General features: G+C 35.9%; 25 protein-coding genes and 1 riboswitch. Of the genes, 10 read left to right on the top strand and 15 right to left on the bottom strand.

All coding sequences use genetic code 11. The annotated features are described in order from the left end of the window. The 7 genes from RCJ96_RS04075 to spoIIM form a co-directional block, all read right to left on the bottom strand. Entirely contained in the window at nucleotides 1-822 is an 822-nt protein-coding gene (locus RCJ96_RS04075) for a purine-nucleoside phosphorylase (protein ID WP_001078446.1), read from the bottom strand. A 12-nt stretch (nucleotides 823-834) separates the two neighbouring features. After that, entirely contained in the window at nucleotides 835-2,019 is a 1,185-nt protein-coding gene (gene deoB / locus RCJ96_RS04070) for a phosphopentomutase (protein WP_001046083.1), read from the bottom strand. Nucleotides 2,020-2,443: 424 nt separating this feature from the next. After that, entirely contained in the window at nucleotides 2,444-3,187 is a 744-nt protein-coding gene (locus RCJ96_RS04065) for a FixH family protein (RefSeq protein ID WP_001993299.1), read from the bottom strand. Nucleotides 3,188-3,330: 143 nt separating this feature from the next. Further along, complete coding sequence (gene xerD / locus RCJ96_RS04060; RefSeq protein ID WP_000390084.1) at nucleotides 3,331-4,221, bottom strand: site-specific tyrosine recombinase XerD; 891 nt, start codon at nucleotides 4,219-4,221, stop codon at nucleotides 3,331-3,333. Between the two features lie 6 nt (nucleotides 4,222-4,227). Continuing rightward, nucleotides 4,228-4,458: a YqzK family protein gene (locus RCJ96_RS04055; protein WP_001250432.1), complete on the bottom strand. Its 231-nt coding sequence runs from the start codon at nucleotides 4,456-4,458 to the stop codon at nucleotides 4,228-4,230. 103 nt (nucleotides 4,459-4,561) lie between these two features. Next, nucleotides 4,562-5,017, bottom strand: coding sequence for a ferric iron uptake transcriptional regulator (gene fur, locus RCJ96_RS04050; RefSeq protein WP_000392655.1), 456 nt, complete (start codon nucleotides 5,015-5,017; stop codon nucleotides 4,562-4,564). Between the two features lie 106 nt (nucleotides 5,018-5,123). Next, entirely contained in the window at nucleotides 5,124-5,741 is a 618-nt protein-coding gene (gene spoIIM / locus RCJ96_RS04045; RefSeq protein WP_223290733.1) for a stage II sporulation protein M, read from the bottom strand. Between the two features lie 155 nt (nucleotides 5,742-5,896). On the opposite strand from spoIIM, the gene RCJ96_RS04040 reads away from it, so the two are divergent. Next, a complete protein-coding gene (locus RCJ96_RS04040) occupies nucleotides 5,897-6,448 on the top strand; it encodes a GNAT family N-acetyltransferase (protein ID WP_000803491.1) in 552 nt (183 codons plus the stop codon). Nucleotides 6,449-6,471: 23 nt separating this feature from the next. On the opposite strand, the gene RCJ96_RS04035 is transcribed toward RCJ96_RS04040, so the two are convergent. Then, nucleotides 6,472-7,011 (bottom strand): NUDIX hydrolase, encoded by a 540-nt coding sequence (locus RCJ96_RS04035; RefSeq protein ID WP_000067038.1) that lies wholly within the window; start codon nucleotides 7,009-7,011, stop codon nucleotides 6,472-6,474. Between the two features lie 74 nt (nucleotides 7,012-7,085). On the opposite strand from RCJ96_RS04035, the gene mciZ reads away from it, so the two are divergent. Both mciZ and RCJ96_RS04025 read left to right on the top strand, forming a co-directional pair. After that, nucleotides 7,086-7,214: a Z-ring formation inhibitor MciZ gene (gene mciZ, locus RCJ96_RS04030; RefSeq protein WP_000870299.1), complete on the top strand. Its 129-nt coding sequence runs from the start codon at nucleotides 7,086-7,088 to the stop codon at nucleotides 7,212-7,214. Nucleotides 7,215-7,273: 59 nt separating this feature from the next. Next, the gene (locus tag RCJ96_RS04025; RefSeq protein ID WP_316149406.1) at nucleotides 7,274-8,188 is read left to right on the top strand and encodes an aldo/keto reductase; all 915 of its coding nucleotides are present in this window, start codon (nucleotides 7,274-7,276) and stop codon (nucleotides 8,186-8,188) included. A 29-nt stretch (nucleotides 8,189-8,217) separates the two neighbouring features. Here RCJ96_RS04025 and RCJ96_RS04020 read toward each other — a convergent pair whose 3' ends face one another. The 3 genes from RCJ96_RS04020 to RCJ96_RS04010 all read right to left on the bottom strand — a co-directional run bounded on the left by RCJ96_RS04020 (nucleotide 8,218) and on the right by RCJ96_RS04010 (nucleotide 10,032). Continuing rightward, nucleotides 8,218-9,045, bottom strand: a complete 828-nt coding sequence (locus RCJ96_RS04020; RefSeq protein WP_316149404.1) for an aldo/keto reductase — start codon at nucleotides 9,043-9,045, stop codon at nucleotides 8,218-8,220. Nucleotides 9,046-9,174: 129 nt separating this feature from the next. Further along, nucleotides 9,175-9,699 (bottom strand): GrpB family protein, encoded by a 525-nt coding sequence (locus RCJ96_RS04015; protein WP_074606911.1) that lies wholly within the window; start codon nucleotides 9,697-9,699, stop codon nucleotides 9,175-9,177. A gap of 69 nt (nucleotides 9,700-9,768) precedes the next feature. Next, the gene (locus RCJ96_RS04010) at nucleotides 9,769-10,032 is read right to left on the bottom strand and encodes a YqkE family protein (protein WP_001976363.1); all 264 of its coding nucleotides are present in this window, start codon (nucleotides 10,030-10,032) and stop codon (nucleotides 9,769-9,771) included. A 201-nt stretch (nucleotides 10,033-10,233) separates the two neighbouring features. Here RCJ96_RS04010 and RCJ96_RS04005 point away from each other — a divergent pair, with 201 nt between their 5' ends. Continuing rightward, nucleotides 10,234-11,823, top strand: a complete 1,590-nt coding sequence (locus tag RCJ96_RS04005) for a bifunctional metallophosphatase/5'-nucleotidase (RefSeq protein WP_316149401.1) — start codon at nucleotides 10,234-10,236, stop codon at nucleotides 11,821-11,823. A gap of 124 nt (nucleotides 11,824-11,947) precedes the next feature. Here RCJ96_RS04005 and RCJ96_RS04000 read toward each other — a convergent pair whose 3' ends face one another. Beyond that, on the bottom strand, nucleotides 11,948-12,424 hold the full coding sequence (locus tag RCJ96_RS04000; RefSeq protein WP_000151910.1) for a ribbon-helix-helix domain-containing protein: 477 nt from the start codon (nucleotides 12,422-12,424) through the stop codon (nucleotides 11,948-11,950). A 121-nt stretch (nucleotides 12,425-12,545) separates the two neighbouring features. Here RCJ96_RS04000 and RCJ96_RS03995 point away from each other — a divergent pair, with 121 nt between their 5' ends. Both RCJ96_RS03995 and RCJ96_RS03990 read left to right on the top strand, forming a co-directional pair. Then, entirely contained in the window at nucleotides 12,546-13,544 is a 999-nt protein-coding gene (locus tag RCJ96_RS03995) for an alpha/beta fold hydrolase (RefSeq protein WP_446699722.1), read from the top strand. 131 nt (nucleotides 13,545-13,675) lie between these two features. Continuing rightward, nucleotides 13,676-14,995, top strand: coding sequence for a Na+/H+ antiporter family protein (locus RCJ96_RS03990; RefSeq protein ID WP_074606918.1), 1,320 nt, complete (start codon nucleotides 13,676-13,678; stop codon nucleotides 14,993-14,995). Nucleotides 14,996-15,018: 23 nt separating this feature from the next. Here RCJ96_RS03990 and RCJ96_RS03985 read toward each other — a convergent pair whose 3' ends face one another. Both RCJ96_RS03985 and RCJ96_RS03980 read right to left on the bottom strand, forming a co-directional pair. Continuing rightward, nucleotides 15,019-15,882, bottom strand: a complete 864-nt coding sequence (locus tag RCJ96_RS03985; RefSeq protein WP_416503937.1) for a LacI family DNA-binding transcriptional regulator — start codon at nucleotides 15,880-15,882, stop codon at nucleotides 15,019-15,021. A gap of 102 nt (nucleotides 15,883-15,984) precedes the next feature. Continuing rightward, on the bottom strand, nucleotides 15,985-16,464 hold the full coding sequence (locus tag RCJ96_RS03980) for a GNAT family N-acetyltransferase (RefSeq protein WP_046197871.1): 480 nt from the start codon (nucleotides 16,462-16,464) through the stop codon (nucleotides 15,985-15,987). 81 nt (nucleotides 16,465-16,545) lie between these two features. Between RCJ96_RS03980 and RCJ96_RS03975 the strand changes: the two genes are divergently transcribed. Then, the gene (locus RCJ96_RS03975; protein WP_416503938.1) at nucleotides 16,546-17,469 is read left to right on the top strand and encodes an alpha/beta hydrolase; all 924 of its coding nucleotides are present in this window, start codon (nucleotides 16,546-16,548) and stop codon (nucleotides 17,467-17,469) included. Between the two features lie 10 nt (nucleotides 17,470-17,479). Here RCJ96_RS03975 and RCJ96_RS03970 read toward each other — a convergent pair whose 3' ends face one another. Further along, entirely contained in the window at nucleotides 17,480-17,725 is a 246-nt protein-coding gene (locus RCJ96_RS03970) for a YqkC family protein (RefSeq protein ID WP_000360809.1), read from the bottom strand. A 139-nt stretch (nucleotides 17,726-17,864) separates the two neighbouring features. Between RCJ96_RS03970 and RCJ96_RS03965 the strand changes: the two genes are divergently transcribed. The 3 genes from RCJ96_RS03965 to ribE all read left to right on the top strand — a co-directional run bounded on the left by RCJ96_RS03965 (nucleotide 17,865) and on the right by ribE (nucleotide 20,455). Next, nucleotides 17,865-18,071 (top strand): CDGSH iron-sulfur domain-containing protein, encoded by a 207-nt coding sequence (locus tag RCJ96_RS03965; protein WP_001151582.1) that lies wholly within the window; start codon nucleotides 17,865-17,867, stop codon nucleotides 18,069-18,071. Nucleotides 18,072-18,261: 190 nt separating this feature from the next. Beyond that, nucleotides 18,262-18,405, top strand: a riboswitch (FMN riboswitch). A 311-nt stretch (nucleotides 18,406-18,716) separates the two neighbouring features. Beyond that, nucleotides 18,717-19,829 (top strand): bifunctional diaminohydroxyphosphoribosylaminopyrimidine deaminase/5-amino-6-(5-phosphoribosylamino)uracil reductase RibD, encoded by a 1,113-nt coding sequence (gene ribD / locus RCJ96_RS03960; RefSeq protein WP_074606924.1) that lies wholly within the window; start codon nucleotides 18,717-18,719, stop codon nucleotides 19,827-19,829. Continuing rightward, entirely contained in the window at nucleotides 19,811-20,455 is a 645-nt protein-coding gene (gene ribE / locus RCJ96_RS03955) for a riboflavin synthase subunit alpha (RefSeq protein WP_416503939.1), read from the top strand. The genes ribD and ribE overlap by 19 nt, the downstream gene beginning before the upstream one ends. Nucleotides 20,456-20,458 lie beyond the last annotated feature (3 nt).

The raw sequence follows: 20,458 nt of genomic DNA, 5'->3' as shown, positions 1-20,458 counted from the left end.
TCACCCCTTCATTTGTTTTACGATTGCTTTTACTAATGCTAAGAAGTTAGCTTTAACACGTTCTGTCGTTTCGATTACTTCATCGTGGTGAAGTGGCTGATCTAAAATACCAGCTGCCATATTTGAAATACAAGAAATACCAAGTACTTTCATACCAGCGTGACGCGCTACAATTACTTCAGGTACTGTTGACATACCAACTGCATCTCCACCAAGTGTACGAAGCATACGAATTTCAGCAGGTGTTTCATATACAGGACCTGTCATTCCAACGTATACGCCTTCTTGTACTTTAATATTTAAGTCTGCTGCAACTTGTTTCGCCATTTCGCGAAGCTCTACTGTATATGATGTAGACATATCAGGGAAACGTACACCCATTTCAGAATCATTTGGTCCGATTAATGGATTTGTACCCATGAAGTTAATGTGGTCTGAAATTAACATAAGATCGCCTGGTTCGAATGATGTATTTACACCACCAGCTGCATTTGTTACAACAACTGTTTCTACTCCTAGTTCTTTCATGACACGAACTGGGAATGTTACTTTTTGCATATCGTATCCTTCATAGAAGTGGAAACGTCCTTGCATTGCTACTACTGTTACACCTTGAAGTGTACCGAATACTAGTTGACCAGCATGGCCTTCTACAGTTGAAACTGGGAATTCAGGGATTTCACTGTAAGGTACTGTTACTGCGTTCTCGATTTCATCTGCTAATACACCTAGTCCAGATCCAAGGATTAGTCCTACTTGTGGTGTCTCTTGAAATTTCTCTTTTAAGTATGAAGCTGATTTTGTAATAAGTTCACGATTCATTTGTTTATCCCCCTATTTCTTTAGCTCGTTTAAGAAGCTTGTTCCGTATTCTGGCATTTTCACACCGAAGTTTTCTGCTACAGTTGCACCAATATCAGCAAATGTTTGACGAAGTGGTAATTCTTGTCCGCCTTCTTTCATGCTTGGGCTATATGCTAATAACGGTACATATTCACGTGTATGATCAGTACCATGATGAACTGGGTCATTACCGTGGTCTGCTGTAATTAATAATAGATCATCTTCTTTTAGTTTTTCGAATACTTCTGGAAGACGTGCATCATATTCTTGCAGAGCTTCTCCGTATCCTTGTGGGTCACGACGGTGACCGAATAGCGCATCAAAGTCAACTAAGTTTAAGAAGCTAAGACCTGTAAAGTCCATATTTAATGTATCTACAAGCTTATCCATTCCATCCATGTTAGACTTCGTACGAAGTGATTCAGTTACCCCTTCACCATCATAGATGTCAGAGATTTTACCGATAGCAATCACATCATAATCACTATCTTTTAATTCATTCATTACTGTACGGCCGAATGGTTTTAATGCATAGTCATGACGGTTCGGTGTACGTGTAAAGTTTCCAGGCTCACCAACGAATGGACGAGCAATAACACGGCCTACCATGTACTTCTCATCTAACGTTAATTCACGTGCAATTTTACAAATTTTATATAACTCATCAAGCGGCACTACTTCTTCGTGTGCTGCGATTTGTAGTACGCTATCAGCAGAAGTGTAAACAATTAAAGAGCCTGTTTCCATTTGTTCTTGACCAAGTTCATCAAGAATTTCAGTTCCAGAAGCTGGTTTATTACCGATGATTTTACGGCCTGTTTTTTCTTCTAATTCATCAAGTAATTCTTTTGGGAATCCTTCTGGGAACACTTGGAATGGTGTATCAATGTAAAGACCCATGATTTCCCAGTGGCCTGTCATTGTATCTTTACCAGTAGATTTTTCTTGCATTTTTGTATAATATCCAAGTGGTTTTTCTACTTTAGAGATGCCTTTCATTTCACGAATGTTACCAAGACCTAATTTCACCATGTTAGGCATTTGTAACCCATTCATATGTTCAGCAATGTGACCAATTGTGTCAGATCCTAAATCACCAAATTGTTCAGCATCTGGTGCTTCACCGATTCCAACAGAGTCCATTACGACTAGGAATATACGTTTATATTTATTCATAACTGCGACCTCCTATAAGTTCAGTTCTACTTCTTGTAGTATGTTCAAAACGCTATAAAGTGAAACTGTTCTCCATAAGAATTATCTTTCGTTCTCATTATCAAACAGTACTTCTTTAAATCATTCTCTAACCTATTTCGTTTACCTTGAAACGACGCAAAAACATTTCTAGTTTTTTCTAAGTCAGATGTCAGACATCTGATACTGATATCATAACATGTTTACGCTTTCTTTTTAATACATTTTCGTAGAATTTCTCATTTTCTTCACACTTCTATTGTAATCCATTATGCACAGAAGTGCTAATCATTTTATGATTTATTTCTTCATATAAAGTGAAATTTTAATCAGTGGCGGTTTTGTTCTTTCCCATTAATCATTTTCAGAATAAAAATAAAAAAAGCAGCTCTCAAGAGCTACCTTTTTATTTTACTTCTACTGTTTCTTCTTTATGTTCATGCAATTCGCCTTTTTTAACATGAACTTTCACTTTGTAAGAACCCTTTTCTTTGAAAGTATGTTTCGTTTCATACTCCCCTTTATTTCCTTCTTTTGCTGGAATGAATTCGTGTTTTTCCACACCATCTTTCCAAATTTCAAGTTGTACTTCAGCACCAGTTAAAGCTTCTTCTTTTTGTTTTAAATGAACTTTCATTGTTGATTCAGCATTTGCTTTTATGTCACCAGCCATAAGGTGAATCATTGTATCGCTTTTATGATCGCCATGTCCTGCACCATGATCACTATTTTCTTTTTTCGCATCTTCTACTTTCGCATTTCCTACAGCCACTTTTACTTCTGGCATAACATGCATTTCACGCGCATTTGTGTGAGCGATAATATGGTATACGCCATCCGTCTCGAACGTTTTCTCTACAGCATAAACACCTTTTCCTTTATGCTTACCTTCTAGCATCTCGTGCTTTTCGTCGCCAGCTTTCCAAATTTCAAACTTTACATCATCAGCATCTGTTACCTTTTCTTTTCCTTGTGTAACAAGTGCTTGTACTTCTGTTTTTTCACCAGGTTTAATTTCTTTCGGATTTGTTTGAACTGCTACTTTTACAGCTTCTAGTTTCTGTTCTTTTTTCGGTTCTTCTTTGTTTGTATTACAGCCAGCCAATGCTAGCATCGCGATAAATAAAGTCATAATAAGTTTTTTCATCATCATTTCCTCCTTCATACTTTATTTAGTATAGAGGAAATACATTGTAATATTCTAGTCTTCTGCTGAAAACAATGTACGAAATGTTTGTGAAGTTTCTGTGAAGTGCTATAGCCTTTTGAATCTATGAAAAAAGAGCATAGTACCTATGCTCTCGGATGAAACTGTTTATATACATCTTTTAATCTAGTTTTTGAAACATGCGTATAAATTTGTGTCGTTGAAATATCTGCATGTCCAAGCATTTCTTGCACAGCACGTAAGTCTGCTCCATTTTCTAATAAATGCGTAGCAAAAGAATGACGCAACGTATGAGGTGTAAGCTCTTTTTCAATATTTGCTTCTTTCGCTAATCGTTTTAAAATTTTCCAAAATCCTTGTCTTGATAATCGATTGCCATGATGGTTTAAAAAGAGTGCATCTACTACTTTTTTCCCCATCAATTCTCTTCTTCCCTTTTCAATATACTTTTGAATCGCTTCCGTCGCTAAACTTCCTAGTGGAATAATTCTTTCTTTATTCCCTTTCCCTATGCATCGAACAAATCCCATCGTTAAATGTACATCTTCTAAATTTAATGCAATTAATTCTGAAACACGAAGCCCTGTTGCATACAATAACTCTAGCATCGCTTTATCACGAACCCCAAAAGCGCTCGTCATTTTTGGTGTCTGCAGTAACGCCTCTACTTCATCAACTGACAATACTTTCGGTAATTTCCGTTCTCCTTGCGGCGTTTCAATATGTACGGATGGATCGTGCTCTACCGCTCGTTCACGAAGTAAAAATTGGTGAAACGAACGAATCGATGCAATATGACGTGCTAATGTTTTCGAAGATTTTCCGTTTTCTTTTAAGTGCTGCAGAAAGTTAACAATGTGCAAGCGTGTCACTTCGTGAAAGCTTTTCGCTTGTTCTACATTTTGCAAATACTTTACATAACTTTTTAAATCACGTTCATAAGATACTACTGTATTTTTCGCTAGTCCTTTTTCAACAACCATATAATGAATAAAATCTTTTAATTGATCTTCCAATCTACACTACTCCCCATTTTCATAGAAAAACATCATTCTATTTACGAAAGCATCCTTTGCCGGCTCTTCATTCCCTGATACTTTTTCTACAGTCTCTTCTTTTGGCTTTTCATAACGATGATAGCTTTCATATTCTTCATTTATCCATAGTATAGCGAAATAAAACAAAATCGTACAACTTGTAAATAATAAAAATACTTTTATCCCATCAAAAGTTAATTTTAAAGCTCGGCGCATTGTAAATTCCTCCAAAATATAAGTTATTACAACATATGCCAAGCTTTCACCAATTTATACCTTATTCAAATAAAAAACCTCTTCCTAGTTAAATAGGAAAAGGTTATTTTTCATCCGTTTCATTTTCTTGACAATTTTTACAAATCCCATGGAATGTTAAACGATGATCCTTCACCTTAAAGCTCCAGTCATGTTCTACTTTCCTTTCCACTTCACCAAGTAAATCTTCTTGTATTTCTTGTACAGCACCACATTGTGTACAAATCAAATGATGGTGGAAACGCTGCGCACCTTCTTGGCGTAAGTCATAGCGTGAAACACCGTCTCCGAAGTTAATCTTATCGACAACTTTTAACTCAGATAATAGTTCTAAAGTTCGATAGACGGTTGCTAATCCGATCTCTGGCGACTTTTCTTTTACAAGGAGGTAAACATCTTCTGCGCTTAAATGATCTTCTTCATTTTCTAGCAGCACACGAACTGTTGCTTCACGTTGCGGTGTTAATTTGTAGCTCGCTGCATGTAATTGCTTCTTAATTCGTTCAATTCTTTCTTCCATTCGGTACTACTCCCTCCTCGCCACTCTTACACCATTATATCAGAAGAAGGGCTTCTGTCAAAAGAAAAACAATAAAAACAAATTGATAATTATTCTCATAAAGTATTTATTGTTTATTAATAGCCTCAACGACTTCTTTCATTAAAACTGGTGATGCATAAGCCTCTACACTAGAAGCAAGAGCTAACACCGCTCCAATTACAAGAAAGAAGCATGTATAACGGATCAATAATGGTAATAGCGGCTCAGTTATTTTTCGGATAAATTGATGCCTAATCATGCGTAAGGAAAAACTTGCGGCAATTGTTGTCATAACGAGAAATACTGGGATGATAATGAGATTTTGTGGCAATACAGAAACGAATGCTAATAATAATCCATTCCATCCATGCTGACTTACTAAGAAACCTACTGTAAATCCGACAACTACTCCTTTTGCAAATAATAAAATAAAAATGAGTGGCAATCCAATAATTGAAATCCCTAAAATCCAAATAAATCCAATGTATTTTAATTGTGAAAAGTAACTTTCTCGAAACATTTCGCCTGCAATAGCAAATTCTCCTTTAGAAACTTGTCCAAAAAAACGTTGCAAATAAAATGATAAATCTTGTTTTTGATTTAATTGTAAACTATTTACAAGAATCGCTCCAAATATTACTCCCATCAATAACAAAACAGCGTTAAATATATATAATGAAGAGTTTTCCTGTATGTGAGACATTACACGGTCTTGCCAAGTTTTTCTCCACATTTTTCTTCCCTCCGTTCACACTCTTACTAAAAATGTATGAAAGAAAGAAAAAAGTATGACGAATTAACATTGAAATTCCGCTCTACTTTGCTAAACTAAAAAGTAGAGAATAGGAGGGATTTCTCTTGAAACCATTATTATTAGATTTTCCAACATTATTTCAAACTGAACGCTTACAGGTTCGTAAGCCATTTCCAGGTGATGGTGCAGAAGTGTATGAAGCAATACAAGCTTCTCTAGAAGACTTAGTACCGTGGATGCCAATTAATGCTGAAACAGAAGAAAGTGCTGAAGAAATCGTTCGTAACGCTCACGGACAGTTTTTACTTCGTGAAACACTTGATTTTCACTTATACGATAAAGTATCTGGTACATTCATCGGAGCTATAACGCTCAAGCCTGAAAACTGGGATATTCCAAAGTTTTCACTTCACTTCTGGCTACATAGCGCTTATACAAAACAAGGCTATATGACCGAAGCTGTGAAAGGTGCCATTCAATTTGCCTTTGATAAGCTAAGCGCTCGAAGAATTGAAATTCGTATTGATGCAACAAATACAAATGCATGTAACTTAGCAGAACGTTTAGAATTTATTCTAGAAGGTACAATGGAAAATGATTTCATAGCACCAGATGGTAGCTTACGTGATGCACGCGTATATGCAAAAATTAATTAAAAACACTCGCCTTTGGCGAGTGTTTATTTTTGTAGTTGTAAATATTGTACTGCAAACATCGTCTTCGCATCGTGAATACGAAGATCTTTCATAAGAGTAGTTGCTTCTTCTAATGATACTTCCATTAATTCCACAAACTCATCTTCATCTAACGCAGCTTTATTTTCTTTTTTCGTCAAACCTGTCGCTTTATATACATATAAAATTTCATCTGCAAATCCTGGAGATGTATAGAAAGAAGTAATAAGCTCCATATTTTCACATACATAACCTGTTTCCTCTTCTAATTCACGAACTGCTGTCACCTCAGGTTTTTCACCAGGTTCTAACTTGCCAGCCGGAATTTCTATAATCGCCTTTTCAAGCGCTTTACGATACTGCTCAACAAGTACAATTTTCCCCTCATCAGTAATAGCAATAATAGCAACTGCACCAGGGTGATTTACAATTTCACGTTTACTCATTGCTCCATTTGGTAATACTACATCATCAACACGAACTTTTATAACTCTACCATCAAAAATCGGCTCAGTTTTTACTGTTCTCTCTGCAAGATTACTCATACTACTTCATCTCCCTGTTCTATTTCCTATTCTTTCCTCATACATTTTACCACATTGAAAGGAGCGTGATAGAAATGAAAGTTTATATTTTACCAAATCGCGTCACTTTAGTCGGAAAAGCATGGCAAATTCGCCATAAGCTAAAACAATATGGCAAAGAGTATACAACTGTACAAGAGTGGATTACAGCAACTAAAAAGTAAACGTTTGTCAACCTCTTTTCCCTTGCGTACAATAAGAATAAGGAGAAGGAGGTTGAACTATGAAAAAACGTCAATTAGGAAACTCAGATTTATTTGTGACAGAAATGGGACTTGGCTGTATGTCCCTCGGTACATCTGAAAAAGAAGCCTTGCGTATTATCGACGAAGCAATCGATTTAGGAATCAATTTTTTTGATACAGCGGATTTATATGATTATGGATTAAACGAAGAATTTGTTGGAAAAGCCTTAAAAGGAAAACGAGACCAAATTATCCTTACAACGAAGGTTGGGAATCGATGGACAGAAGAAAAAAACGGCTGGTCTTGGGATCCTTCTAAAAATTACATAAAGGCTGAAGTGAAAGAAAGTTTACGTAGACTTCAAACTGATTATATTGATCTTTATCAACTTCACGGCGGGACGATTGAAGATCCTATAGATGAAGTAATTGAAGCCTTTGAAGAATTGAAAAAAGAAGGTATCATTCGCTATTACGGTATTTCTTCTATACGTCCAAATGTCATCCGTGAATATGCACAGCGTTCAAATATCGTTAGTGTTCTAATGGAATATAGCCTTTTGAATCGTCGCCCTGAAGAATGGTTCCAGCTTCTTAATGAACATCAAATTAGCGTCATTGCTCGCGGACCACTTGCGAAAGGAATATTAACTGATAACAATACAAGAAAGATAGAAAGAGTAAAAGAAAAAGATTACCTTTCTTATTCTTACGATGAATTATATGCGACGCTTGCGAATGTAAAAGAAATAATTGGAGAAAACTCCTTAACTGGAACAGCTATTCAATATTGCTTACATAACGAAACTGTTGCAGCTGTTATACCTGGTGCAAGCTCTATTGGGCAATTGCAAGAAAATGTACAAGCTAGTAAACAAACACAGTTAACAACAGCAGAATATACACAGCTTCAGCAAATTGTGAAATGTGATACGTACGCATTACACCGATAAAAAGACGCTACCATACTGGTAGCGTCTTTTTATAACGTATCATATTTATCAGGATTCGTTCCTACATGTAAATTACGATTTAACGTATTAATTTGAGTCATCTCTTCTTCTGTTAATGAAAAGTCAAAGATAGAAAAATTCTCCTGAATGCGAGATGGTGTAACAGACTTAGGAATCGTCACAATCCCGCTTTGAATATCCCACCTTAGTATAACTTGCGCAGGTGTTTTTTCATATTTAGTAGCAATAGCCTGAATAATCGGATGCTGAAATACTTCGCCGCCTCTCATTAATGGGCTCCATGCTTCCATTTGAATTTGCTCACCTTGACAGAAATTACGCAATTCAAATTGTGTTAACATCGGATGAAGTTCCACTTGGTTTACCATCGGCTTTACTTTACAATTTGGTAATAGCAGTTCTAAATGATGTTTATGGAAATTAGAAACGCCAATCGCGCGCACTTTACCTTCTTCATACAGTTTTTCTAACGCTCGGTACGTATCAACATACTTCCCTCTTATTGGCCAATGTATTAAATATAGATCTACATAGTCCATTTGTAATTTTTTTAAGCTTTTCTCAAACGCCTCAAGTGTTTCCTCGTATCCTTGATCGTCATTCCAAACTTTTGTTGTAATAAAAATGTCTTCTCTTGGAATCCCTGATTCACGAACCGCTTCTCCGACACCGCTTTCATTTTCATATACAGTTGCTGTATCAATCGAACGGTATCCAACTTCTAACGCTGTTTTTACTGCTCGTTTTACTTCGTCGCCTTCTTTCGCTTTATAAACACCTAAACCAATCATCGGCATTTTTACGCCATTATGAAGTGTAGTTGTTGGAATGTGCACAGTCGTCTCCCTTTCATTATTACATTTTTTTATAAGCCACCACTTTATTTGAACAAGATTCAACCAAAAAGTCAAAACATACGTACAGTTTACATAATAAATTTATACACATTCATCAATAATACGAATTCATTCATTCACGTTATTTTCTATCCATTTCTTCGCTTTTTCATCAATATTACGTACGAACTCAGTTTTCCCTTCCGAATATAACGCACCATCATATGTATACTTTTCAGCTAATTCTGTCTTTAAAGTTGCATATGCCTCAGCTTCTTCACAATGAGCCATCATATAATCACGAAATGCTAAATGCCTTACTATCTCAGGATCTCCTTTTTCAAACACATGTAAGTGATACGAACGTTTTTCCTCCGTTCCATGAATAAAATAGCGGCGTCTTGAAATACCATTCTCCCCTTTTGCGATGTAACCAAGCTTTTCAAAACATTCATTCCAATGATCTACTCTGTCGATACTCTCCACTTCCATAATCATATCTATAATTGGTTTAGCTGCCAGTCCCGGCACTGACGTACTTCCAATATGATGCATTTTCACCGTTTCTGGCATCGCTGCTTTTAATCTTTCAGCCTCTATTTGAAATTTTTCCCCCCAATGATTTTCATGCGGAACAACTACAATTTTTCTCATTCTAACTCCCCTTTTCTTACAAGCTCGTCAAAAAAATGATCAGCGTTATTTCACTGATCATTTTTGTTATTATTTAAAGTCTTTCCAAGTAAGGTTACTTTCACTTAACAGTTCTTCAAATGATTTATTCTTTTCACGTTCTTTTTGTTCTTGACGCTTTCTTTCCAGTTCTGCTGCCTCTTTTTTCTCTTCTCTCACTTGCAACTCTTTTTTCTTATTCTTTAATTGCTGCATAAGTGAATCATTTAATTGATCACCTAATGTAAGAGATTCTTTCTTTGGTTGATTCACTTGCGATTGTCTTTGCATTTGTCTTTGTTTCTTTTTCTTCATGCTGCTCACCTTTTACTTTTTTCTCCATTATAGTAGATACACCATGAAATCGACAACAAAAAAGGAGCGTTACTCTATTATTCACTCTTTGTAAATATGTTAATTTTTCGAAAAAACTAAATTTTTATATAGATATAATCCTATGAATCTATTAAAATTATGTCGTATGATGTCAGATTATAAAAAAAGGAGAATTATATTATGTGGAAGAAAATTATTCCTACTGTTGCCGTTTTAAGTACCATTACTTTTTCAAGCGTATTTGCCGCTCCCCCATCTCAGACTCCAGCTGAACAAAACCGCTACATAGACGTACAAATGCTTGGTATTAATGATTTCCATGGACAACTAGATACTGTTAAAAAAATTAATAACAAAGAAGCTGGTGGCGCTGATTACTTAGCTACTTATTTAAAAGAACGTAAAAAGCAAAATCCTAATACACTTCTCGTACATGCTGGCGATATTGTCGGAGCTAGTCCACCAGTTTCAGCGTTGTTACAGGACGAACCAACGATTGAATTTTTAAATGACTTAAAGTTTGATGTTGGTACAATTGGAAATCACGAATTTGATGAAGGTATCGATGAAATGAAACGCCTCATTTACGGTGGATATCACGAAAAAACAGGCAATTTCAAAGGAGCTAACTTCCCTTATGTCGCTGCAAACTTCTATAATAAATCCACTGGTCGCTTATTTTTACCGCCATTTACTGTAAAAATGGTAAACGGTGTGCCTATAGGATTCATTGGCGTCGTTACAACTGATACACCAAATGTCGTGATGCCTACTATGCTTAAAAATGTAGAAATCACTGACGAGGTAGAGGCAATTAATAAATCAGCGCAACAATTAAAACGTCTTGGTGTTAAATCCATTGTTGTCCTTGCTCATGTCGGTGGAACAACAGATGAGTCTGGTGTGACAAATGGAGACCTTACTCGAATTGCAAATGAAACAGATCCGGAAGTTGATGTTATTTTTGGTGGGCATAGTCATACGTATGTAAATGGTACTGTAAATAATAAACTAATCGTCCAAGCGAACTCTTACGGAATGGCTTTCTCAGATGTAGATGTAACAATTGATCGTAAAACAAAAGATATTGTAAAGAAAAAAGCTGAAGTTGTTACAACATACCATGAAGGTGTAGAACCTGATAAACAAGTAAAGAAAAAACTAGATCAATATAAAGAAAAAATTGCACCGCTTGTAAATGAAGTTGTCGGAAAATCTACAGCACCTATCGACCGTAAACAAAACGATGCTGGTGAGTCCACTCTTGGAAATTTAGTTGCCGATGCCCAGCGCCAAACGATGCAAACTCAAATCGCACTTATGAATCCGGGCGGCATTCGTAATGACTTAGATGCTGGCGATATTACATGGGGCGAATTATACGGCATTCAGCCTTTTGGAAACCAATTAATTAAAGTAGATTTAACAGGTCAAGATATTCGCGACATTTTAAATCAACAATGGCAAAAAGGAACGACGAGAATGCTTCAAATTTCAGGTATTCAATATACGTGGGATGCAAATAAACCCAACGGTGAAAAAGTTACAAATATACGTTTAACAAACGGTGAAGAATTATCTCCATCTAAAACGTATAGCGTAGTGGCAAATGCCTTTTTAGCTTCTGGCGGTGATGGATTTGTATCATTTAAAAATGGTAAAAATCCAGAGACTGGTCCAAACGACTTTGAAGCGCTAGTCGATTACGTAAAACAATTAAAAGAACCTATTCAGCCAATTATCGATGGTAGAATTCAAAAAACAAATTAAGTACACTCATAGATAAACAATATTAATTTTTCATCGTAAAAGATACACATAAACCTTTTATCCGTCATATATGTGAAACCTAAAAAGGATACTCGTTCTTACAATGAACATAGTATCCTTTTCTTTATTTATCAATATGTGATGTGTTGTTAAAATCATATTGTTGTAAAAATTGTTGTAACGCCTCTTCTACAAGTTTAGATTTTTGAATTCCTTTCGATTCTGATATAACGTCTAGTTTTGCTAATATTTCTTTATTAATAGAAAAGGTACGTTTCTTTTTTTCTGTACTTATATTCATCATGGGCGCAATTACTTCTTCTTTCTTTCTTAATAACTCATAAATACTTTGTAATTGTTCATAAATTAATAGTTGATAATCCGTTTTCGCATATTGAAGGGCTGTCGCTTCTTGGAGTTGTAAGTGACGCGGTTCTTCTCCATCTCCTACAAAAATACGCTTTTTCTGTTCTCCATCATATTCGTATCCAATCAATCTTAATTTCTTCGATAATGTATACGGGCTTATTTCAAGACGTTTTGCTATAATAGCGATGGATTCACGCCTATTTAAACAATCGATAATTTCTCCAATCGTCACAATTTCCCTCCTCCCATATTGAAATGACACTAGTATGGTATGTTACAATGATTTTCTAACAGTATATGCAAAACGAATAGCCTGTGCGATTCATACGATTTTAGAAAAGGAGGTTTTCAATATGCTTTTTCGTAGCAATACCCCGCAGTTCTATAATGAAAATAAAAAACTCATTCCTAATAGTATCGCTACGATGGAAAGCGTTATGATTAACAACCGAAAACAAACTCTCCTTATGCGCGGGCAAAACGTAGAGCAGCCTATTTTATTATGCTGTCACGGTGGACCAGGCATGGCACAAATCGGATTTATTCGTCATTTTCAAAAAGAATTGGAGAAACACTTCATCGTAATTAATTGGGATCAGCGCGGGGCAGGTAAATCCTTTTCAATGAAAGATTTCGGAGCAAATTTTACAATCAAACAATTCATTTCCGATGCAAAAGAAGTGATTCAATATGTACTTAAAAAGTTCAATAAACAGAAACTATTTCTCGCTGGTCATTCTTGGGGAAGTATTATCGGGCTTAACATAGCACACCATTATCCACAATATATCGAGGCTTATATCGGTATTGGGCAAATTGTACATATGAAACAAAACGAGGAATTACTATATCAGCATTTAATTCGTTCTGCAAAAAAATATAATCATAAAAAAGCATTAGCGTCCCTTTTAAAATTAGGAAAACCGCCATTTTTAGATACGAGACGCCTTATTATTCAAAGAAAATGGCTTGGCACATTCGGAGGAGCAATCCAAAACGGATCTTCCTTTTCGTTCATACGAAAAGGCTTCTTTTCCCCTGAATATACGCTATTAGATTGGTTCAAGTTTCTCGCAGGGAATTTAAAATCTGGCGTTTTATGGGAAGAAATGTTGACAATCGATTTCCTTTCTTCTATTACGAGTTTATCTATTCCAGTTTATTTTTGTTCTGGTCGCTATGATTATCAAACTCCTTATGCACTCGTTCAGGAATATTGTGATGTAATAGAAGCACCGATAAAAAAGATGATTTGGTTCCCAAATTCAGCACATTCTCCCGATTTAGAAGAGCCAGAATTATTCGCTCGTTCTTTACAATCCATTAAACAAGAGCTAGCTTTTCACCATTAGTAACAAAAGGCTCTTTTACATTTCATAAAAAACAATTTATAATAATATGTCGCAACTATGTATAAATCTAGCAAGGTGATTCATATTTCCTTGCCTTAACACAATAAAATTTTGGGGAGATTACATTTATTATGAATGCTGTACTCATTGCAGTAGCAGTTATGCTATTGCTTAGTTTGTTACGTGTCCAGGTCATTGTCGCCATCATTGTTGGAGCTTTAACAGGCGGACTTATCGGTGGACTCGGTATTTCAGAAACGATTAACACTTTTACAACTGGTCTTGGAAACAGTGCTCCAATCGCTTTAAGTTATGCAATGCTTGGTGGTTTCGCTATTTCTCTTTCCAAAACCGGACTTCCAGATGCTATGATTCAAACGGCATTAAAGTGGATTGGCAATGAACAAGACACGAAAAAACAAGTTTACTCTAAAATACTTATTCTATTTATCATTTTAACGATGGCTTGTTTCTCACAAAATGTGATTCCTGTTCACATCGCTTTCATCCCCATCTTAATTCCAGCACTTTTAAAAGTATTAAATGAGCTGAAAGTGGATCGCAGACTTGTTACATGTATTATTACATTCGGATTGATTACTCCTTATATGTGGATTCCAGCAGGATTCGGAAAAATTTATCATGACGTATTACAAACAAATGCTGCGCAAAGCGGTCTTACATTTGATGTCACACTTATTCCAAAAGCAATGACCATTCCAGCAATCGGTATGATTATCGGATTATGTGTGGCAGTATTTATTACGTACCGAAAACCTCGTACGTATGAAACAGAACAAATTCATACTACTGAAAATGAAATCGTTCCCTATACAAAACGAAGCATTACTTTCGGGCTAGTATCTATCTTAGCTACATTAACTGTTCAATTAGCAACAGAATCAATGATTTTCGGCGCTCTAGCGGGGATTATCGTTTTATCAGTTAGTGGTAGTCTACCTCTTAAAGAAGCTGATGCAATTTTAACAAGCGGAATGCGTATGATGTCCTTTATCGGATTTGTTATGATTTCTGCCGCTGGGTTCGGAGCTGTTCTTCGAAAAACAGGACATGTTGAATCTCTTGTACAAACGAGTGCACATATAATTGGGAATAACAAACCACTCGCTGCATTTCTTATGCTTGTAATTGGACTGCTCGTTACGATGGGGATTGGATCATCTTTTTCAACCATCCCTATTTTAACAACAATTTTTGTACCTCTTTGTATTCAGCTTGGATTTAGTCCAATGGCCACCATTGCAATTATCGGTACAGCCGGAGCGCTAGGAGACGCAGGATCTCCAGCATCAGATAGTACACTTGGACCAACATCCGGTTTAAATGCTGATGGTCAACACCATCATATATGGGATACGTGTGTACCAACTTTTTTACATTACAATATACCGTTACTTATATTCGGCTTTATTGCCGCAATTACATTATAAAAGGTGCGTTTTATACGCACCTTTTACTTTTTTATTTTTCCCTTTAATTGTTGCAATGCTATTTTCCCATTTTCTTCGATACAACTTTCCATTTGCATAAATGACGGACCTGCCCACTCACTGTCTATACTCCCGTTCATTCCAATAATTTTCAATTTATCCGGTATACGGATATTTAATTTTTTTGCTGCTCGAATTAACTCAAAGGTAATCTTATCATTTGAAGTTACAATTCCATCTATATACGGATAAGTTTGCAATAATGTAACAAACTGTTTATTCGTATACCCTTGTACACATTCTTCTCGATAAGAGATTCCTTCCTCCCAAACAGCGTCTAAAAATCCTGATATGTACTCTTCCATTTCTTCACTATCTTCGCCCTCACCGAAATAAGCAAGAAAGTGACAACCTTTTTCTTTTAATAAAAAGACCGCTCTTTGGCCACTTTCATAATAATTTGCATGAGATTTTTTTTCATCAATCACAACAAACGGAAGTGGGATTTCTCCTATACTTTTAAAAACGGATCTTGTCAAAATAACACCTGCAACGTTATTTTCCTTCAACATATGTATGTATCTATCTTTATTCTCTATATTACAAACAATAATTTGATATCCTTCTTTATACGCTATTTCCTCAATACAATGTAGCAAAGTGATGTTTGATGGGTCATATAGATTATCTACAAGTAATGCAATTATCGTTGAATTCTCTTTAAATAGTGGCTTTGCTGCACTATTTGGCCTATAACGTAATTCCTCAATTGCTTCCTTTACTTGTTTTACTGTGTCCTCATGAACGTATCCTTTTTCATTTATAACTCGTGAAACGGTTGCGACTGAAACACCTGCCAATTTTGCAACATCACGTATAGTTGCCACATCGTCACCCCTTAATATGGTAATAGATTACAATTTTACGGTAACCTAAATTACAATATTCGTCAAGGTTAATAATTTATATTTCTGAAAATTGTTACATCATTACACTAAACTATATTCTAATTGAATTTCATGTAAAATCGGGATATTATCATACCCAATGCGCGGAATTTCTTTCTTTATTTTTCGTGCCTCTTCCACCGCATTTACATATAAATTCGTCATCAAAAAATTACGTTTTTGGTAAAAACGTAACGCATTCATATTATCATTTGTTGTTATAAGCCAAACCTGCCTGCACCGTTCTTCTTCTGCAACTCTTAATACACAATCCACAAGTTTTGTCCCTATTCCTTTTCTTTCTTCAAAGCTATCTAACGATACAATTTCGCACATATTTCCGATCAATTCATACGTTACAATTCCGATTATTCTGTCTTCTGAGAGCGCAACAAATCCTGGCAACTCTTCTAACTGATGTCCCTTACCACGTGAAACCATCAATGAGCTCCCCCAGTTCTCACACATGAACATTCGAATTGTTTCTTTCATCGCTGGCGTAATTTTTTGTATATGCACCATTTCCTATTTCTCCCCTTTTCTATCCTTGTGATACAATATAAGTGTATCACATGTAACGGTATTTGGAGGATGAGGTAAAGTATGAAACGTTTTTTTGCAGCATTGTTTACTATACTAGGTGCGATAACTGCCCTTGGGATTTTCTTTACAAATAAGGTGATGTACTTAAAGAAAAAAACAGAGGAAGAAATACTCGAAAGAGAAACGAAAAAACATTTTCGTATAGAGGATTTTGATGCTCTTCATAAAGAAGAAATTGATATTCCTTCGCAATTCGGATATGATCTTCACGGATATTACATTCCTGCTGGTCATTCCAATAAGTTTATGATTTTCTGTCACGGCGTAACTGTAAATAAAATGAACTCTGTAAAATATGCAAGGTTATTTTTAAACAGAGGATATAATGTCGTTATTTATGATCATCGTCGTCATGGTAAAACTGGCGGAAAAACAACAAGCTATGGCTACTATGAAAAGCATGATTTAAAATCTGTAGTTGACTGGCTAAAAGGTCGTTTTGGAACAAATATAACACTCGGTATTCATGGTGAATCGATGGGCGCTGCAACACTTCTTCAGTACGCAGGACTTGTAGAAGATGGTGCTGACTTCTATATTGCAGATTGTCCTTTCTCTGATTTCTACGGACAATTACAGCACCGTTTAAAGGTTGAATTCCATTTACCAAAATGGCCTTTATTACCTTTAGCAAATGCTTTCTTAAAAGTGCGTGACGGTTATACGATTCGTGAAGTTTCACCAATCGATTGTATAAAAAACATTAACAATCCCGTCCTCTTTATTCATAGTAAAGATGATGATTATATTTTAGCTGATATGACGAAAGCGCTCTATGAAGCGAAGGAAAACAATAAACAACTTTATATTGCAGAACACGGCGCACACGCTTGCTCTTATAACGAAAATAAAGAAGAGTATGAAGCAGCCGTTGATCAATTTTTAAACTCATATGTAAAAGAAACAAAAAACAGGCTTGCATAAGCCTGTTTTTTTATTGCGCTAAAACGTCTGTAACTTGTTCCATATTTTCAGAAATCCACTTTATTGCATCATCTAGCGTTGGAAATTCTGTCGTTTGAAATGTTACCTCATCTTGCAGTAACCAAACATCCTTTGACTCTTGTCCTACACCAGCAATGGACCAGTGTAACAAACTATATGGATGATTATCATTCAAAAATGATGCCCACGTGCGCTCATTTGCAATATTTCGTAATGTACGTAATTGTTTATCCATCTTTCGTCACCTTACTCTAGTCAGTTATAAAAAACATTATAACACTCTCTTCTCTTCCAAAGAAAGTGCTCTTTTCATATTGTCAAGTACTTCTCTTGATTATATGATGAAATTAAGCGTTTGGGAAGGAGGGATAGCGTTGGCTAAAGTACAAATTAAAGTAAATGATAATGGCTCTTTTCGCGTTACAGGGGACGTGGAATTAGTTGATTCACAAGGGAATGTATTCCCAGCAAAACCGGCATTTTCTTTATGCCGTTGTGGTTTATCAAAAAATATGCCTTATTGCGATGCTTCGCATAAAGGTAAATTCGAATCTGTTGTTAGAGCACCAGAGGCAGAATAATTTCACATGTGACATGCACATTTTTTTGTGCATGTTTTTTCTTTTTAGCAACTCCGTTATATCCCTTCTCCTTACAACATTTCTAATACTTTTGTCTCCATCTCAGCCTACATATATTTTCACACAATTCTTCACATTCGAATACTTTTTACTAGCCTTTTATTTTTTTTGTGCTATAATTTGAGCAAACAGCATCCTTCGGGGTCGGGTGAAATTCCCAACCGGCGGTGATGAAGTGCAAACTTCTAAGTCCGTGACCCGTTTTCAACTCGAAAACGGTGGATCTAGTGAAACTCTAGGGCCGACAGTATAGTCTGGATGGGAGAAGGATATGTTTTCTAGTAATTTTATATAGCGAATACACTTTTATTTCAGTATGCATATTTTTATAGATTCAATTCAAATCTATATATATGTTTTATTTTGTATACTTATCTTTCTATACTGAAATAAAAAGATACGACTAGCGTTTGAAAAATTTGATATTTTTGCTAGGTTTCTTCCTTATGCCAAAATATCAATCATCGTTAGGTTTCTTTCCTATACTTTCGTATTCGAACTATATTTCTAGAAATCACGTCTCCCAAGCCCCAAGGATATTAAAATCCTTGGGGTTTTTTGATTTTTTTAGGAGAGGTGAAGAAAATGACAGATCAAGAATATATGAGGATTGCTCTGCAATTAGCAGAAGGAACATCTGGGCAAACAAGTCCAAATCCTATGGTTGGTGCTGTTGTTGTAAAAGACGGAAATATCGTCGGTATGGGAGCTCATTTACGTGCTGGTGAAGAACACGCAGAAGTTCATGCTCTTCATATGGCTGGTGACAAAGCAAAAGGAGCCACAGTGTATGTAACACTTGAACCATGTAGCCATTTTGGAAAAACACCACCTTGCTGTGAATTGCTCATCAAAAAAGAAGTCAAACGGGTTGTAATTGCTACTCTTGATTGCAATCCTCTCGTTTCTGGTAATGGAAAAAAAAGATTAGAGGAAGCTGGCATCGAAGTAACTACCGGTGTTCTGGAAGCAGAAGCAGTTTTATTAAATCGCTACTTTTTTCACTACATGAAAACGAAACGTCCGTTTGTAACAATAAAAACAGCGATGAGCTTAGACGGAAAAACAGCAACCGTAACCGGTGAAAGTAAGTGGATTACAAGTGAAGATGCACGAGCTGATGTTCATCAATATCGTCATACACACGATGCGATTCTTGTTGGAGTGAATACAGTTATAGCTGATAATCCGCATTTAACAACAAGAATTCCTAACGGGGGGCAAAATCCTATACGCGTTATTTTAGATACCCATTTACGAACGCCACCATCTTCTCATGTCATAACAGATGGTTTAGCACCGACATGGATTATAGTTGGTACGGATGTAAATCCAGAGAAAATAGCTTCTTATGAATCTGAAAATATAGCTATATTCCAAATGAAAACGAAACAGATTGAAATACAGGATGTTTTACACCTACTCGGCGAAAAACAAATTCTTTCTCTTTTCGTCGAAGGTGGTCAAACCGTTCATGCAAGTTTCTTACAAACAAAGTATTTCAATGAAATTGTAACTTATATAAGTCCAAAATTAATTGGTGGAAAAAATGCCCCTACTTTATTTGGCGGCAATGGTTTTTCAACATTACAAGATGCACTTTCCTTGGAAATTCAAGAGATGAAACAAATTGGCGATGATATAAAAATTGTTGCGCATGCCCGAAGTGAGGTGATGGAATGTTTACAGGAATTGTAGAAGAATTAGGAACGATTGCAAACATGCAACAAAGCGGCGAAGCGATGAAGTTAACGATTCATGCCAATAAAATTTTATCAGATGTTCACTTAGGTGATAGCATCGCGGTTAACGGTATTTGCTTGACTGTAACGAGTTTCACAACAACTTCATTCACAGTGGATGCAATGCCCGAAACGATGAAATCGACATCACTTCGCCTACTCAAATTACACTCTAAAGTAAATTTAGAGCGAGCAATGGCTGCAAACGGACGATTCGGTGGACATTTCGTTTCAGGACATATTGATGGCATTGGGACGATATTAAACAAAAAACAACACTATAATGCCATCTATTACAAAATAGCTATTTCTGATGAACTGCTGCGCTATTGTTTGCATAAAGGATCCATTGCTGTTGATGGAACGAGCTTAACAATATTTGATCTAGACGAATCTTCCATTACAATTTCACTCATCCCGCACACAGTAAGTGAATCTATTATCGGAGAAAAGAATGCCGGTGACATCGTAAACATTGAGTGTGACATGATTGGTAAATATATCGAACGATTTATTACTAAGCCTGTAAAACGAACAGGTTCAATGACCGAAAACTTTTTACAAGAAAACGGATTTCTATAAGGG

This window comes from Bacillus sp. BSL6, from assembly GCF_052928345.1.
The sequence above is the reverse complement of the archived record's forward strand: the minus strand, read 5'-3'. Positions and strand labels throughout refer to the sequence as shown.